This is a genomic window from Bradyrhizobium daqingense, from assembly GCF_021044685.1.
Lineage (GTDB): Bacteria > Pseudomonadota > Alphaproteobacteria > Rhizobiales > Xanthobacteraceae > Bradyrhizobium > Bradyrhizobium daqingense.
The window spans coordinates 6,263,652-6,278,997 of sequence record NZ_CP088014.1; the positions used below are offsets into that span (position 1 = coordinate 6,263,652).

The following is a 15,346-nucleotide window of genomic DNA, read 5'->3' on the forward strand; positions in this document are numbered from 1 at the left end:
CTCTTTTTGGTCCCATTCCTTGCGGAAACCTGACGCTTTCGGGACGCCCCGGCCGCCGAAGGGTTGCCGGTCTTCGCCACTCAAGTTTCAATTTGGGTTTTGTCAGCGATGATCGATCTCGCCCAGGACGGACCGTCCACCCCCCTTCTTCGCATCGGCGCCCAGCCGATCGCGCTGACCGCCGCTGCCCTTCTCCTGCTGATCGCAGGCGTGACCTCGATCGCGATCTGGCGCGCCTACACCGGCGCGGCCCCGGAAGCCGACCGGGTGGTGGCCTCGCGACAACTCCAGGCCCGCACGGCCCAGGTATCCGAGCAGCTCGTTGAGAAGACCAAGGGGCTGGAGGCGACCCAGCAGGAATCGATCGACCAGATCCAGGTCGTGCAGGACCAGCTTTTGACCATGAAACGACTGATGGCGGCGCAGCAGGCCGATACCAAGCGCCTGTCCGAGCAGGTCGCGGCATTGAACGAGTCGATCGACGGTTTGCGGCAATCCTTTGCCAGCGCACGGGGCACCGAGGTCGAAACGCCCTCAGTTACCCGCAGGAAACCGGCGCGGCACCGCGTCCATGCCAGCGCGCGCAAGCGCTCACGTGGCTGAGCACGGCTCCCACGCCGCTTTAATTTGCCGACTTGTGAACTGGATCACATTCCCCCATGTGATTCCGCGCGATGCTCGCGGTTACCGGATGGCGTGAGCCGATTTCAATGTCCGGGGCTGGCAAGGTCGTTGACGGTATACTGCGTCAACGGCCTTGTTTTTTGGTCGGTCCGGCCGATCCGTCCGTTACTCGCAGACATCGACGCTGCGGTATCGCCATCCCGCAGGCGTCATCACCCGCTTCCGGGCGACATAGCAACCACCATAGTCGTTATAGCCGGTACCATAATAGGTGGGCCACCGTAATAGGGATAGCCGTAGCCATATCCATAATAGCCGCCGTAGAGGCCGGCGCCGGCAATGCCCGCCCCGATGGCCACGCCAGGCCAGAACCCGCCGCCACGCCAATGGCCGCCATGCCCCCAACCGCCGCCATGCCAACCACCGCCGTGGCCCCAGCCGCCATGTCCGAAGCCCCGTGCCTCAGCCGATTGCGGCACCGATAGTCCAACAGCCGCGACGGCCAGCACCGCGATCATCATCTTCCGTAACATCACTCGATCCTCCGCGTGGATACGCTCCACGCTTCAAAGCAGGATCAAGCTAACGTCACTTGGGTGTTCGTGACAGCCACACTGTCTCACTTCCGCGCGAGCGTCAGCAGCCGCGGCAGATGCTCTTCATCTTCTTGTCGAGCTGCTTGTTCTCGGCGTTGACGGTGGCATCAGCCGCTCCGCTTGCGCCGGTGCCCGTGGTGACTCCGGAGCCCGGGCCGGACGATTGAGCCGTACCGAGGCTGTTGGTCCCGGGCGGCGGCGCCGGCGCGTTGGCGACACCTCCGGTCGATCCCGTCGAGCCGCCGGCACCGCCGGTCGCCTGCGCGAACGATGCGGCCGGCATCGCCGCGAGGACGAGGATCACGACCATGGACTTGATTGCAGCGGTTGCGGACGATCGGGCCATCGGAATTCTCCCTTTGGCGGTCAACCGCTGCGGTGAAGACCGGTTCCGGAACAAATGCCGTCACATCAGCTTGAAAGCGAGGAGGCCAATCACGATGACCGATCGCGATCCGTTTGCAGAGGGCGAGCGCGCCGCGCGCGACAACATTCCGGCCGAGGCCAATCCATATTCGAACGGCAGCGACGAGCATGCGCTCTGGGCCGCCGGCCACGAGAAGGTGGCAGGCGCGATCGAGGCTCGCGAATCCGAGGGAAGCTGACGCTTCCTCTCGGAGTGGCGCCGGGCGGTCGCTACGCGGCCGCCACCATCTTCTCGGTGCGATCCTCGACCATGGTCACGAACATGTGGGACTCTTCGCCCGCGCCGCCGATCTGGACCCGGCGGGCCGAGATCACGCGGCGCCCGCGCGCAGGATTGTCGATGGTGTCGATGATCGGTTCGAGCTGCTGCTTTTGTGCCAGCAGTTGCTTGTCGCGTCGTTCGATCAACTCGGCCGCCTCCGCGGAGAACAGTTCCCGCGCGGTCTTGCCGATGATCTCGCCGCGCGACATGCCGATCATCTTCTCGGCGGCCTTGTTGACGAAGACGTAGCGCAGATTGCGCGCATCCTTGGCGATGATGCCTTCGGCCACGTTCTCGATGATGGTCGCGAGGAAGCGCTCCATCCGCTCCAAGATGCGCTGGCGCTGGCGCTGCTCGGTGACGTCCTCCTGGACCGACACCCAGCCGCCACCGTCCATCGGCCGCTCGTAGATCTTGATGATGCGGTCGTCGTTCAACACGATCTCGTAGGACGTCGGCTCGCGCCTGGCGATGCGGTCGAGAACCGCCGCAACATATTTCGTGACGTCGCCGCTGAACAGCCCGCTCTCGACCCGGTGTTGGAGGATGTCCTCGAGGGTTGCCGATCCCGGCTGGATCGTCTCGGGCAGATCGTAGATCTTCCGGTAGTTGGTGTTCATCGCCACCACGCCGGCCTTGCCGTCCAGCATGATCAGGCCCTGCGGGATGCTGTTGATCGCAGCCGAGAGCTGCCACTTCTTGGCCTGGTATTTATCGTTGAACTTGTCGCGCTCGGTCATCGCGGCGTCGCGCGCCTGCGCGGTGCCGAGCTCCAGCTCCTCGAGCTCGAAGATGCGCGAGACTGCGTCGCGGAAGTTCTGCACCGCGCGTGCAAGATGCCCGATCTCGTCGTGACGGCCGAGATGCGGCACCTCGCTCTTGACGTCGCCTTGCGCGATCCGATCGGTCGCCTGGGTGATTTCGGACAGGGCGCCGACGATCGAGCTGCGCATGACCACGACGTTGAGCGCCGCCAGCATCAAGGCGGCGAGCCCGAGCGCGAACAGATAGGCGGCCGCATAGCGGTTGTCGTTGGCGAGATCGTCCGCCTCGCGGGCACGCTGCTGGTAGATGCGTTCGAGCGCCTCGATATCGCTGTTGAGCTTGCTGCGCACCGACCGGTTGGCGTCGTTGTCGCCCCATTCGCGCGCCGCAGCCGAGCTGATCTCCACTCCGCGTCGCACCAGCTCCTGACGGAAGTCGATGAACTGCTGGATGCGCTGCCGGAAGCTCGAGAACAGTTCGGCCTCCTCTTTGCCGATGTTCTTCTCCATGTTCTTCACGGCTTCGGCAAGCTCTCGGTTGCGCCGCAAGAGGCCATCCGCGAACTGCTTCATCCTGGCGCGATCGGCCGTCATATAGATGCCGCGCGATTCCATGACGATCGCATAGATCAGCGCATTGATGCGCCCGACGTTGATCGCCGCCGCGGCCGAGGAGGCATGCATGTGGCGGTAGGTCGTCTGCAGGCGCACCGACTGGACCGACATCACGAGCAGGAAGGTGGTGACGATCGCCAGGAAGGCGGCGATGCTGTAGACCTTCTCGGCGACCGTCAGCGTGTCGGCGCCGCGCGCGAACCTTACAAACTTCTTCAATAATTTGGTCCCGGCACCGAAGCCGGATCCCAGCGCCGTCGTACGCATGGCGCCGCTCCTCCTGGTTGAAAACGCTCAACAATGAGCGCGATCGCACTAGCGGAGGATTAAGCGAGCGAGCTGTATTTTTACGGTAAGGAGCCCCTGCGGGCCGGTCAGCCGATCCGCTTCAGGCCCTTCTTGAACCGCGGACCGTTGGCCACGTAGAACCTGGCCGCGCTCCCCATCTTCTGGACCTGGGCGTCGTCGAGCGTGCGGATTACGCGCGCCGGCGAGCCGATGATCAGTGAGCGCTCGGGGAACTCCTTGCCCTCGGTGATGACGGAGCCGGCACCGACGATGCTGTTGCGGCCGATTTTGGCGCCGTTCATCACGATCGAGCCCATGCCGACGAGCGCGCCCTCCTCGATGGTGCAGCCGTGCAGGATGACATTGTGGCCGACGGTGCAGTTCCTGCCGATGTGAAGCGGAAAGCCGAGATCGGTGTGGCAGGTCGAGCCGTCCTGGACATTGGCGCCCTCGCCGACCTCGATCCACTCATTGTCGCCGCGCAGCACCGCGCCGAACCAGACGCTCGCGCCCGGCTTCAGGCGCACCCGGCCGATCACGGTGGCGGTCTCCGCGATGAAATAATTGCCGTCGGCGGGAAGGTCGGGCGCCTGCCCGTCGAGCTCGTAGATCGCCATGGGGGTCTCCTGTCAGGATGATCCTGGCATAGCGAAACGGCGGCCTGGACGCAAAGGGCCGAATGGCGGGCGTCAGCCCAGCACGCCGGCCGCGCGCAGCGTCATCAGGAAGAAGGTGCCGCTCATCATGCTCCAGAAGCCGGCGATGACGGTCGCCATCATCACGAACTCGGCGCGGCGGCTTTCCATCCGCAGGCCGCGAAGCGTGTTGCGCATGATGATGAAGGGCGCCGCGAACACCAGGAACGGCACCGCCGCGAAGGTCTTCGGCGCCACGCCGTCCTGCAGCAGGCTGAAGCCGGCGGGACGCTGCGCGAACGCCTGATATCCGTTCACGAGCGCGCCCGCGAGCGCGAAACCGATAAAGATCGAGAAGAAGGTATTGAGAGCTTCAGGTGTCATCGGAAGTCCGCCCTTACGCAACGCCACCGCCTTCCTGTGACAAAGAGTGCGGGTTAACGCTACATTATCCTTAAGGGAAGGTTAACGCCGCCCGCCAGCCTGCGCAGGGCCCTCCCCCTTGCCCCGCAGCCGGGAACGCTCCGCCAAATCGCCGCCGCGTGGCATATTCGCCGCTGATTCGTCGGCTAGCGGCCGACGTCCCGCTCTCTTGCGCTAGTTCATGACGGTGTTTTCGGCAGCCTCCCCTCGCTTTCCCCGGATGCGCACCCGCGCGCACGTCGTCCCGATCGTGCTCGGCGGCATCGCTGCGGTCTCCGCGGTGGGGCTCGTCGCCTATCTCTTGTGGCCGACCTGGGGCACGCGCGGCGCCAACGCCCCGGACAAGCTGCCGGTGAGCGTCGGCGGCACGCTGTTCAACCTGCCGGTGACCGCGATCCGGATGAAGATCCAGCGCCATTCCGGACCGCAGGAGCGGATCGATCTCGACTTCCTCTATCCCTCGCTGGAACCGCCCGGCGCACCCAAGCACGTCACCGCCGACACGGTGGAGGCGGCGGTGCACTCGATCGACCGCATCTTCCTGTCGATCGCGGCCCATCACGATGCGCTCGCGCCCGAGCAGCGCACGACCACGATCTATCCCCGCTATCTCGACCCGGCCGCACCGAAAGCCGAGGACGGCCTGACGATGCGGATGTTCCGCGCGGACACGCCCTATGGCAGCGAAGACCTCTATTCCGCCGCCAGCCCCGCACTGACCGCGCGCTGCACCCGCGATGCGGCGACCCCGGGCATGTGCCTCTCCGAGCGCCGCGTCGGCGGCGCCGACCTCACCTTCCGCTTTCCGCGCAGCTGGCTGTCGCAGTGGCGCGACGTGGCGGAGGCGATGGAGAAGCTGACGGCGCAGCTGCGCGGGCCGAAGGGGTGAGCGGTCGGGACGGCTTGGTGCCTCTCAAAACGAACCGCGAAAACAACCCCATGCACAGTAGACAAGTGCTTGGCAGGACTTGGTATTTCAAAAGCGCTCCACAGCGCTTCTGATTTTTAGAAATCAGGTTGCTGCATCGGGCAAAACAGAGGCATGATGGCAGGATAAAGCAGTCCTCGTCATTGCGAGCCACCGGGGCCGCGCGTTCGCGCGGACCCGGTGGCTCACAATGACGATGTGGAAAGAGCGCGCTTCAATCTTCGCTGCGTGCCGGACGCAGCGCAGCGTCCGCAGCGACGGCGTAAAAAAGCTACTCCTGATCAACGAGATCGTCTTCGAGGATCGCCATCTGGAACTGGAACGAGCGATCGTCGTCCTCGTCGTCGACGAAGAGCACGCCGATGAATTCCTCGCCGATATAGACCTCGGCGGAATCGTCCTTCTTCGGCCGCGGCACGACGCGGATCTTGGGATTGCCGAATACGCGCTTCAGATACGCGTCCAGCTTTCTGACTTCTTTGACGTCCACGGCAAGTCTCCGATCGAAATGGGTCGGCGGGTTTTAGGACGAGACGCGACGAACCGCCAGCATGAATTGCCAAACAATTTGGGGACGAAAAAAGGGCGGAAAATCCGCCCTTTTCGCAAGATCAAAGCCCCATCGCGTTGATCATCTGATCCATGGTGCGCGACGGCTCAGCGCAGCCGGCTTCGCCGACGATCTTGGCGGGCACGCCAGCGACCGTGACGTTGTGCGGCACCGGCTTGACCACGACAGAGCCCGCCGCGATGCGCGCGCAATGGCCGATCTCGATGTTGCCAAGGATCTTCGCGCCGGCGCCGATCAGGACGCCATGGCGGATCTTCGGGTGACGGTCCTCGTTCTCCTTGCCGGTGCCGCCGAGCGTGACGCCGTGCAGGATCGAGACGTCGTCCTCGATCACCGCCGTCTCACCGCAGACGAAGCCGGTGGCGTGGTCGAGGAAGATGCCGCGGCCGATGCGCGCGGCCGGATTGATGTCAGTCTGGAACACCGCCGACGACCGGCTCTGAAGGTAGTAGGCGAAATCCTTGCGACCCTTCAGATAGAGCCAGTGCGCGAGGCGATGGGTCTGGATGGCATGAAAGCCCTTGAAGTAGAGCAAGGGATCGATGAAGCGCGAGGTCGCGGGATCGCGGTCGTAAACGGCAACGAGGTCGGCACGGAAGGCATTGCCGAGATCAGGATCGTCGCGCAGCGCCTCAATATAAGCCTGGCGCACGAGGTCGCCCGACAGCGCGGAGTGATCGAGGCGGTCGGCGACGCGGTGGACCACAGAATCTTCCAGTCGGCCGTGATGCAGCACCGCCGAATAGATGAAGGTCGCAAGCTCCGGCTCGCGGCGGACGATGTCCTCCGCTTCGCTGCGGATCCGGTCCCAGATCGGATCGAGCGAAGCGAGCTTTCCTCCCGGATTGACCTGATGCACTGCCATGGGATCTGCTCTTTCGAATGGGCTGGTTTTGCTGGCTCTATAGCACAGTCTAGGCGACGAAGTCCTGACGGGCTTGCCTGAGAGTGAACAGTGCCTTGCCCGGGAAGGCAAGCCAAAGCATTGATAAACAAGACTTTCTTCTGACGCTCCCGGACGGGAAGGTCGGCTCAAAGTGGTCAGAGTTTTGCCAAATTCAAGCCGGGCGGCGTCAAACTATTGGTGAATTCTCCCCCAACCGTTATTGCGGGCATGATCCGAACGGGGGCAGAGCAGATTTGAGCATCACCACCGACCAATTGCGCACGCGCGCCGCGGCTTCCTTTTGGCTGCGGGTGGCTGCAATGGCCCTGCCCCTCCTGATGATCGTGCCGGCATTTTGGAACGGCTATCCGTTGTTGCAGTGGGATACCGGCGGCTATCTGGCGCGCTGGTACGAAGGCTATCTCGTCCCGAGCCGCTCCACCGTGTTCGGCATCTATCTGCACTATGGCGAGAGCTTCGGCTTCTGGATCAATCTCGCGGTCCAATCGCTGGCGACGCTGTGGCTGTTGCAGCTCACCTTGCGCGTGCTCTCGATGATGCAGACCGTCCGCTTCGTCGCGATCAGTGTGCTCCTGATCCTGTCGACAGCCCTGCCCTGGCTCGCGAGCATGTTGCTCACCGACATCTTTGCGGGACTATCGGTGCTGTCGCTGTTCCTGCTGGTGATCGGCGGACACCGCACCTCGGCACTCGAAAAGATCGCGCTGTTCGTCTTCACCGCCTTTGCGGCCGCGACCCACAGCGCAACGCTCGGCGTGCTGCTCGGCCTGTGCGCGGCCGGCTGGATGGCGCGGCCGCTGCTCGGACCTCGGCTTCCGCTGGCGGGATTGGCGCAGGCGAGCCTGACCATCGTCGCGGGCGGCCTGATGCTGATGTCGGCGAATTATGCGCTGTCGGGCAAATGGACCTGGACGCCCGGCGGCTATGGCGTCGCCTTCGGCCGCATGATGCAGGACGGCATCGTTGCGCGCTACCTCAACGACCGCTGCCCGCGTGAAAGTTACAAGCTCTGCCCCTATCGCAACGAGCTTCCGACGAGCGCCGACGAGTTCCTGTGGGGCAAGAGCGTGTTCAACACGCTCGGCCGCTTCCAGGGCATGAACGAGGAGATGGGCTACATCGTCGTGCATTCGCTGGCGGACTATCCGGCCTGGCAGGCCGGCGCGGCACTACGGGCGATGGGCCAGCAATTGCTGCATGTCGCGACCGGCGAAGGCACCAACGGCTGGATCCCGCACACCCGCGGCATCATTGAGCGCTACATTCCCTCACAGGCCGCCCCGATGCGCGCGGCGCGGCAGCAGCACTGGGGTGTCGATTTCGACTACGTGAACTGGCTGCATGTTCCCGTTGCGCTGGTTTCGATGCTGGGGCTGGTTTTGCTCCTTGCGCATGCGCTGACGAACCGCCGGCTCGACGATCTGACGCTGCTGGCGGCGACGGTGACGCTGGCGCTGCTCGGCAACGCCTTCATCTGCGGCGTGGTCTCGGGCCCGCACGACCGCTACGGCGCGCGGATGGTGTGGGTCGCGACCTTCGTGGTGCTGATCGCGCTGGCGCGGCGGTTTGGTGACAACGTCAAGGCGCGATGAGATTGGGATGAACCTTGTCGGGCTTGGTTTCGTCCGAGCAAGCGATCGCTTTCATCGGAAAGGAACACCCCGAACAGACTTGGCGTTCAACGGCCTATCCGCCGCGGCAAAGAAGGATCACGTGGGACCTAAAGCGCTTAAAAGCCCGACGACTATGGGAACGAGCCCAACGATGATCCATAGGACAGGTGAGCTGGACGACAGGCCGGCAACAATGATCCAGACGCCGAAGAGGACGATGATCGTCGAAATCGCATAAGCAACCGCTCTGTCCATGTGCGAACCGTTTTGTCGCCATTCGACGCCGAGCCGTGCCAAACGTTCCTGCGCAAGCGCTTCCGAGAGATAACAGCGGGATCGCCACGCGAACCGGCGCGCCCCTCGGAGTGATCCGAGGAGCGGCAAGTTCTCCGGCATCCGGAAATGCAGCGGCCCCGGCGAACAAACGCCGGGACCGTTTATTTAGTCGGCAAGCGGAACGACTTTCCCCATTCAGAGTCGAATCCAAGCTCCCGACCCGTCCCCAAGCCAAAAGCCCCCCGTCGGGAGCAAACCTTCCGCAAGGTTGGCGACCTCGGACCCCAAACCGAGGTCGTTTGCGCGGATACCAATAGAAAACGGCCGCCCGAAGGCGGCAGCTAACTTCGTTGAGAGACCTGCTGCAAGGTGGGCCGCCTCAACTGGCCCCTTTGCAGATCAGCACCAAACCTTGCGACAAGAATTGCTAGAGTCAGTCGCTAGGATCAAATCCGACAATATCCAGTGGAGGCCGGCCGATCAGTTCAGCTGGCACTCATCACGGAGGTTTTTAGCGCCGCTCGGCGTTATAGGCCACCTCGCCCTTCCCAATAGGTGGGCGTCCCATAATACCGGTGAGTCTGCGTTTCCCAGTCTCGATCCTGCCAAGAGTCATCGCTGAACTCAGGCGCGTCTCTCAGCTGTTGCTCAGTGATGTTGGTTCGAAAACCGTCAAGCGACGTATCATATTTCAGAGCGCCCCAGGGAATGGGGTAGTGGCTGTGACCCAAGCCAACAAATCCACCGAAGCTCATGACGGCATAAGCTACGCGGCCTGACACCTTGTCGATGATGAGGTGATCAATCTCGCCGATATTCGTTCCGTCTGCTCCATAAACTTCGGTTCCCTGAATGTCCTCGCTTGAGATGCAGTGATGATCCGGATGGGCTGTTGCGCGGGCCATGACTTTGTCTCCTTCACAGGTGGCTTTGTCCGCTTAACTCGGCCGCTCCAAGCGCGTTCCTGCCTTGGGCAAACATGCCGCGGCTCGATCATCACCGTCGCGGACATTTTCTCAAAATGGACGCTAACGGGCACTACAGGCGAAGGAAAAAGATCGAGGTCCGAGGATGTGACTTCTACACTTTTCGCGCGGGCGAGGTGATCCGCAAGGACTCGCCTTGTGTCAGCCTAAGGACGCACATGTCCGAATGTGGCCCGATGCTGCCCAGCTCGTTGCTAGCCGCGCGTCCGCTATCGAGTGTAAACCGGAAGCGGCTTCCGGCGGTTTAGACAGCCGAGTTTGACCCAAAGCCGTCCTGCACCACGCACCGCATTTGCGACGCAACATTTGCACACGCTGTGGGTACAACCATCGAAACGTGATACTCTGCGCCCATCGTCCTCTAGCTTGATGAGGAACGAATGAAGCGGCGGGAGTTCATAGCGGGCACCGCGGCAATACTCGTTTCGCCAAGGCGTTCGGGGGCGCAGGGGACGCCTCGGCGAATTGGTTTCCTCGGCGCTTGGGCGGATGAGCCGGCTCGCGATCCAGCTCACGCCGCATGGCTCAGGGGCTTGCGCGAGAAGGGCTGGATCGAGGGCAAGAACCTGCTTGTCGAATATCGTTATGCCCGGGATCGACTGCCAGCTTTAGCCGCCGAGTTGATCGCTCTAGCTCCCGATCTGCTAATTGCCTCCGGGCCGGCAGCAGCCCTAGCCCTGAAATCAGCAACTGCTACCATTCCGATTGTATTCGTGGCTGTGTTCGATCCCGTGGGGCTTGGCCTCGTCCGAAGCTTGTCGCATCCAGGCGGCAACATCACGGGCCTTGCGACCACCGCGGGAGTGGCGGTCGCAAAACAAATAGAAATCCTCCGCGAACTGGTCCCTGGCGCCTCGAAGGTTGCGATCCTGGTCAATCCGGATAACCCCATGCACCGGTTGGCATTAGCCGAGGAGATACCCCGCACAGCGCGAGAGCTAGGCGTGGCTCTGCCGATTGTCGAGGCGACCAAGGCCGAAGAACTCAACAGTGCCTTTGCCTCGGCCTCCGCCCAGCACGCCATGGCAATCATTGTCCTTGGCGATTATCTGACTGTTTTCGAGTCTCCGCGAGTTATCGCACTTGCGGCCGAACATCAACTGCCCGCGATTCATCTCTTTCGGCAATTCGCCAAGGACGGATTGGTCGTCTACGGTCCTGATTTGGCCGACATCTGGCGTCGTGCAGGCAGCTATCTCGATAAGATCCTCAAAGGCACCAAGCCTGCCGATCTGCCGGTAGAGCAGCCAACCAAACTCGAGCTCGTAATCAACATGAAGACTGCCAAGGCGCTTGGTCTCACAGTGCCGCCCTCGCTGCTCGCCCGTGCTGACGACGTGATCGAATGACGCGCAGTTTGCTGCGATGCATGAGTCCGGATTTGGCCCGAATGCGAAGTCCGGGCAGTGTCCCATGTGCCAAAAGACGCCCGGCAACATGGAGTCTTTTTGCAGCTGTTGGGCGGATAGCGCGGTGGCTGAACTCCCCCGCGAGACGCGCCAGTATCTGTATGTAATTTGGATCCACCCAACGGATTTCAATTTTAAAGAGCCGATGCCCGCGCGCGATCTTGCGTCAGTCGATGAGGAGCGGTGGGGACCGTGGCAACGGAAGACAGCTGCCGCCTGTACTCAAGTTCAGAACAGGCCTCTGCCAAAATCAAAGTAGGCCACTCCGGGTTAAAAAGTGGCCAGTAGGCACGAGTCCGCTCTTGGCCCGTAGCGGACCTTAGCTCAGAGCGCAGTGTCGTCTGAGTGTACCGCAACGCGGTTATTCTCCGGGAGACCGAACGCCGCATGAAGGCTAATTGACCTTTGATCCTGAGCCGCCGTTCAGACGTGGCCATTGCTAAAAACCGGACAGATCCGTCCAAGCGACCGGCAAAGTGCCAGCCATGCTCATGCACCTCATTAACTAGCGGCATCTCGGGTCTTCGGCTCGGAGCTGGCAGTGATCTCGCGAAGTGTTGCTCTGGCAGCCTGAAGATCCGCTGTCCCAAAACCCTCGGTGAATTGGCTGTAGAGCGGGATGAGCAGGTCGTGAGCCTCGTCGTACCGACCTTGTTCGTTCCACAAGCGTGCAAGGCGTGTCGCTGCGCGCAACTCCCACAGCTTGGCGCTCTGTTGTCGCGCAACTGACGCCGCTTGTCGGAACCGTGCTTCCGCAGCGGCCGGGTCGGCCTTCGGCAGCCGAAGCATCAGCTCGCCCCTCACCCGATTAAGTTCGGCCTCGAACCATCGCTCGCCGGTTTCCTCCACCCGGTTCAGCGTTTCGTCAATAAGATCCAAGCCCTCGTCGATTGCGCCGGACCGAGCGTGGACCTCACTAAGCAGACTTCTGAAATAGGGCACCAGGAAGCCCGCCCCGGTGGCCTGCCACATCGCAAGTCCGTCTCGGATTTGCGCTATACTAGCCCTATAATCCCCAGCTTCGCCCAGCGTCCAACCGCGAATGATTGCGCCGGCCCCGAAAAAGTGCGGGGAGTCCTGCTCTGCTGCAAGCGCGATCAGCGAATTCGCCTGATCTCCAGCCTCGTGTGGGTCTTGGCGGAGCTGCGACAGAATGCAGCCGTAAAGCAGGGCATAGCCAAGGGTGTTGCGGTGAGACAACTCCTTCGCATCTGTCGAAGCCTCTTCGCTTCTCGCCCGGGCCTGCTCGGGATGGCCGAGGGCGAACAGTGCCCAGGATAGAACGGATAGGCCCGCCACCTTTGGATCCTGCGCGAAGAGGAAGGCAAGCGAGCGATGGGTCGCCGGATCGTAAAGAGCGAGCGTCCGCTCCAGATGAGCTCGCGCGGCCACTAAGTCGCCGCGAAGCAATTCAGCGGTTCCGACGATGCGGTTACCGACGGTTTCCGCGGCAACATCGTTCTGTGCCTGCGCGCGATGGAGTAATTCCTCGCCTGCCGTTCGACCGGCCTCGAGCTCCGCCCTCACGACGTGAAAAACCCACTCCCCATAGAGCACAGGGAAGAGCCGCGACGTGTCGCCGAGGCACTCGCACAAGCTTCGGGCACGTGCGTTGGCCCGCCCGACCTCCGGCGCGGCCCAGCCCTTCGAAGCCATCAGGGCGACACCGAGGGCAACCTGCAGTTCGAGTTCGCGACGCCATCGCGCGGCGTCATCGGGGAGATTAGGGATTAGCTCGAGCCCCTTGGTCAGTTGCGTGACTGCCTCTGCCGTTGCCGAGCGCGCGATCTCTGCTTGCCCTGCCCTCAGCCAATAATCGATCGCCGGTTCGGCCAGCCCGGCCTCTGTGAAATGATGGGCCAGAAGCTCCGGTTGTGCCTGCACCGTCTCCGGAAAATGCTGCTCGATCGCGGCGGCGATCCGGGCGTGCAAGCGCTGCCGCTTCGGACGCACCAAGGTCGCATAAGCGGTGTCCTGCACAAGTGCGTGCTTGAAGCTGTAGGTCGCCTGAGGCGGCGTCCCGCGCCGGAACACCAGGCCCGAGTCGACGAGGTCGTCCAACGCCGGCTGAAGGTCATCCTCCGGCACTGCGGCCGTCATCGCGAGCAGCTCGTGCGAGAACTCCCGGCCAATCGCGGCCGCGACCTGGGCCACTTCACGGGCCGGAGCGAGCCGGTCGAGCCGGGCCAACAGCGACTCCTGGAGCGTGGTTGGGATCGCCATCGGCGGCAGCGGCCCTGCGAGCGCATAGTGGTCGCCCTCATCACGGAGCAGATTGGTCTCCAACACGGTTCGCGTCAGCTCCTCGACGAACAGGGGCACGCCATCCGTCTTGGCGACGATCTGGTCGAGCACCGCAGGAGGCAGCGCCTTGCCGCCGCTCACCCGCTCGACCATGGCGGCACCCTGCCGGCGGCTCAACCGGCTGAGGGTCAGCGCGGTGACATGGGCATAGCGCATCCAGGGCGGCTCGAACTCGGGTCGGAAGGTGATGAGGACGAGAACGGAGGCCCCTTGCACCCGGTCGACCAGGAGATCGAGCAGCTCGAGCAAGGTCGGATCTGCCCAGTGCACGTCCTCGTAGAGGGCGAGGACAGGCCGCTGCCTTGCGAGGCCCAGCACTTGATTGACAAGTTCCTCGAGCGTCCGCTCCTTCTGCCGATGTGGGCTCATGTCGAGCGGCGGGTAGCGCGCACCCGTCTCGAGCGACAGCAATGCCGCGAGCAGCGGCGCCACCTCGGTGACATCATCGGTCGATAGCGCAAGCAGCGCCTCGAGGTTGTCGAGCCGCGTTGCCGCGGGATCGCCCGCGGCAAAACCCGCCGCGCGCTCCAGCAGGCCGATCACAGGATAAAGCGGGCTGGTCTGATGGTGCGGCGAGCAGTAGTGGCTCAGGGGCGTATGCGGCTCATTCTCAAGCCGCCCGCGCAGCGCCCGCAAGAGGCGCGACTTGCCGATGCCGGGTTCGCCCGCCAGCAGCACCACCTGGCCTTCACTTTCCTTGGCTCGCTCCCAGTGATCGAGCAGCAGGCCGATCTCATTTTCGCGGCCGACAAGCGGCGTCAGACCCGCCCCGTGCAAGGCCTCGAACCGGCTCTCGGCGGCGCCTTCCCCGACCACCCGCCACGGGCGTACCGGTACGGGAAATCCTTTCAATATCTGCATGCCAAGCTCGGCGAGTTCGAACAGCCCGCCAACGAGCTCCCGGGTGCGAGCGGAGATCACCACCGTGCCCGGGTCGGCCAAGGCTTGCAGCCGCGCCGCGAGGTTCGGCGTGTCGCCGACCACCGTCTCCTCCCGCGCCGCGCCTTCGCCGATCAATTCGCCGACAACCACCGGGCCGGTCGCGATACCGACCCGGGCCGCCAGTTTCTCTCCATGCGCCGATTCCAGGCTGTGCACCGCCGCGACTGCAGCGAGGCCGGCCCGTACCGCGCGTTCGGCCTCATCCTCATGGGCGCGAGGAAAACCGAAATAGGCCAGCACACCATCCCCCATGTACTTTGCCACGTACCCTTCGAACCGCGCGATCGCGCCGGTCACTACGCTCTGATAGATCCGCAGGACTTCGGCCATTTCCTCCGGATCGAGGCGCGCCGCGAGGGCGGTCGAGTCGACCAGGTCGACAAACATCACCGTGAGCTGGCGGCGCTCAGCCTCGGGTGCAAGCCAAGCCTTTTCGGAGATAGCGGCGGGTGCGGACGTGGCAGGAGTGGTGGCCGAAATTGAGACGGCACGCAGGTCAGCAATGGCGGCGAGCAGCTTGCGGCGATGGCCGATCGAGGCGACGCCGAGCCCGATTAAATCCTCGGCGGTGAGATCGGCGAGGACCCCGGCGTCAACGTCGTTCTCGCGGAACGCCTGCTCGTACTGTCCCAGCCCCAAACCACGCAGCCAGGCCGCGACGTCCATGGGCTCATCTCCCCGCTCGGCCGTCCTCAGACGCCGTCAGAGTAGTTACTCCAGTCTATCTCAAAATGGCGTGCGGTGGGCGCGGTGAAACGTCACGAGTTGACTGTGAGG

13 protein-coding genes and 1 pseudogene are annotated in these 15,346 nt (G+C 63.3%); 5 read left to right on the plus strand and 9 right to left on the minus strand.

What is annotated here, in order from left to right; all coding sequences use genetic code 11:
- Positions 1–108: 108 nt before the first annotated feature.
- Positions 109–603, plus strand: coding sequence for a hypothetical protein (locus LPJ38_RS29965; protein ID WP_145640672.1), 495 nt, complete (start codon positions 109–111; stop codon positions 601–603).
- Between the two features lie 186 nt (positions 604–789).
- Here the strand turns inward: LPJ38_RS29965 and LPJ38_RS29970 are convergent.
- Together LPJ38_RS29970 and LPJ38_RS29975 are read right to left on the minus strand one after the other, a co-directional pair.
- Positions 790–1,157: pseudogene (locus LPJ38_RS29970) on the minus strand (hypothetical protein).
- Between the two features lie 103 nt (positions 1,158–1,260).
- Positions 1,261–1,566, minus strand: coding sequence for a hypothetical protein (locus tag LPJ38_RS29975; protein ID WP_145640670.1), 306 nt, complete (start codon positions 1,564–1,566; stop codon positions 1,261–1,263).
- Positions 1,567–1,660: 94 nt separating this feature from the next.
- On the opposite strand from LPJ38_RS29975, the gene LPJ38_RS29980 reads away from it, so the two are divergent.
- A complete protein-coding gene (locus LPJ38_RS29980; RefSeq protein ID WP_167520706.1) occupies positions 1,661–1,825 on the plus strand; it encodes a hypothetical protein in 165 nt (54 codons plus the stop codon).
- A gap of 31 nt (positions 1,826–1,856) precedes the next feature.
- Here LPJ38_RS29980 and LPJ38_RS29985 read toward each other — a convergent pair whose 3' ends face one another.
- The 3 genes from LPJ38_RS29985 to LPJ38_RS29995 all read right to left on the minus strand — a co-directional run bounded on the left by LPJ38_RS29985 (position 1,857) and on the right by LPJ38_RS29995 (position 4,594).
- A complete protein-coding gene (locus tag LPJ38_RS29985) occupies positions 1,857–3,554 on the minus strand; it encodes a PAS-domain containing protein (protein WP_145640667.1) in 1,698 nt (565 codons plus the stop codon).
- A gap of 107 nt (positions 3,555–3,661) precedes the next feature.
- On the minus strand, positions 3,662–4,192 hold the full coding sequence (locus LPJ38_RS29990) for a gamma carbonic anhydrase family protein (RefSeq protein WP_145640664.1): 531 nt from the start codon (positions 4,190–4,192) through the stop codon (positions 3,662–3,664).
- Positions 4,193–4,264: 72 nt separating this feature from the next.
- On the minus strand, positions 4,265–4,594 hold the full coding sequence (locus LPJ38_RS29995; protein ID WP_145640661.1) for a DUF6949 family protein: 330 nt from the start codon (positions 4,592–4,594) through the stop codon (positions 4,265–4,267).
- Between the two features lie 220 nt (positions 4,595–4,814).
- Here LPJ38_RS29995 and LPJ38_RS30000 point away from each other — a divergent pair, with 220 nt between their 5' ends.
- The gene (locus LPJ38_RS30000) at positions 4,815–5,522 is read left to right on the plus strand and encodes a hypothetical protein (protein ID WP_145640659.1); all 708 of its coding nucleotides are present in this window, start codon (positions 4,815–4,817) and stop codon (positions 5,520–5,522) included.
- Positions 5,523–5,832: 310 nt separating this feature from the next.
- Here the strand turns inward: LPJ38_RS30000 and LPJ38_RS30005 are convergent, their stop codons facing one another.
- Positions 5,833–6,051 (minus strand): DUF3126 family protein, encoded by a 219-nt coding sequence (locus LPJ38_RS30005; protein WP_007602550.1) that lies wholly within the window; start codon positions 6,049–6,051, stop codon positions 5,833–5,835.
- Between the two features lie 121 nt (positions 6,052–6,172).
- The gene (gene cysE / locus LPJ38_RS30010; RefSeq protein WP_145640657.1) at positions 6,173–6,997 is read right to left on the minus strand and encodes a serine O-acetyltransferase; all 825 of its coding nucleotides are present in this window, start codon (positions 6,995–6,997) and stop codon (positions 6,173–6,175) included.
- A gap of 275 nt (positions 6,998–7,272) precedes the next feature.
- Here cysE and LPJ38_RS30015 point away from each other — a divergent pair, with 275 nt between their 5' ends.
- Positions 7,273–8,631: a hypothetical protein gene (locus LPJ38_RS30015; RefSeq protein ID WP_167520705.1), complete on the plus strand. Its 1,359-nt coding sequence runs from the start codon at positions 7,273–7,275 to the stop codon at positions 8,629–8,631.
- An 824-nt stretch (positions 8,632–9,455) separates the two neighbouring features.
- On the opposite strand, the gene LPJ38_RS30020 is transcribed toward LPJ38_RS30015, so the two are convergent.
- A complete protein-coding gene (locus LPJ38_RS30020) occupies positions 9,456–9,833 on the minus strand; it encodes a PRC-barrel domain-containing protein (RefSeq protein WP_145640653.1) in 378 nt (125 codons plus the stop codon).
- Between the two features lie 614 nt (positions 9,834–10,447).
- On the opposite strand from LPJ38_RS30020, the gene LPJ38_RS30025 reads away from it, so the two are divergent.
- The gene (locus LPJ38_RS30025) at positions 10,448–11,263 is read left to right on the plus strand and encodes an ABC transporter substrate-binding protein (protein ID WP_231088450.1); all 816 of its coding nucleotides are present in this window, start codon (positions 10,448–10,450) and stop codon (positions 11,261–11,263) included.
- Positions 11,264–11,824: 561 nt separating this feature from the next.
- Here the strand turns inward: LPJ38_RS30025 and LPJ38_RS30030 are convergent.
- Complete coding sequence (locus tag LPJ38_RS30030) at positions 11,825–15,235, minus strand: AAA family ATPase (protein ID WP_145640649.1); 3,411 nt, start codon at positions 15,233–15,235, stop codon at positions 11,825–11,827.
- Between the last annotated feature and the right edge of the window lie 111 nt (positions 15,236–15,346).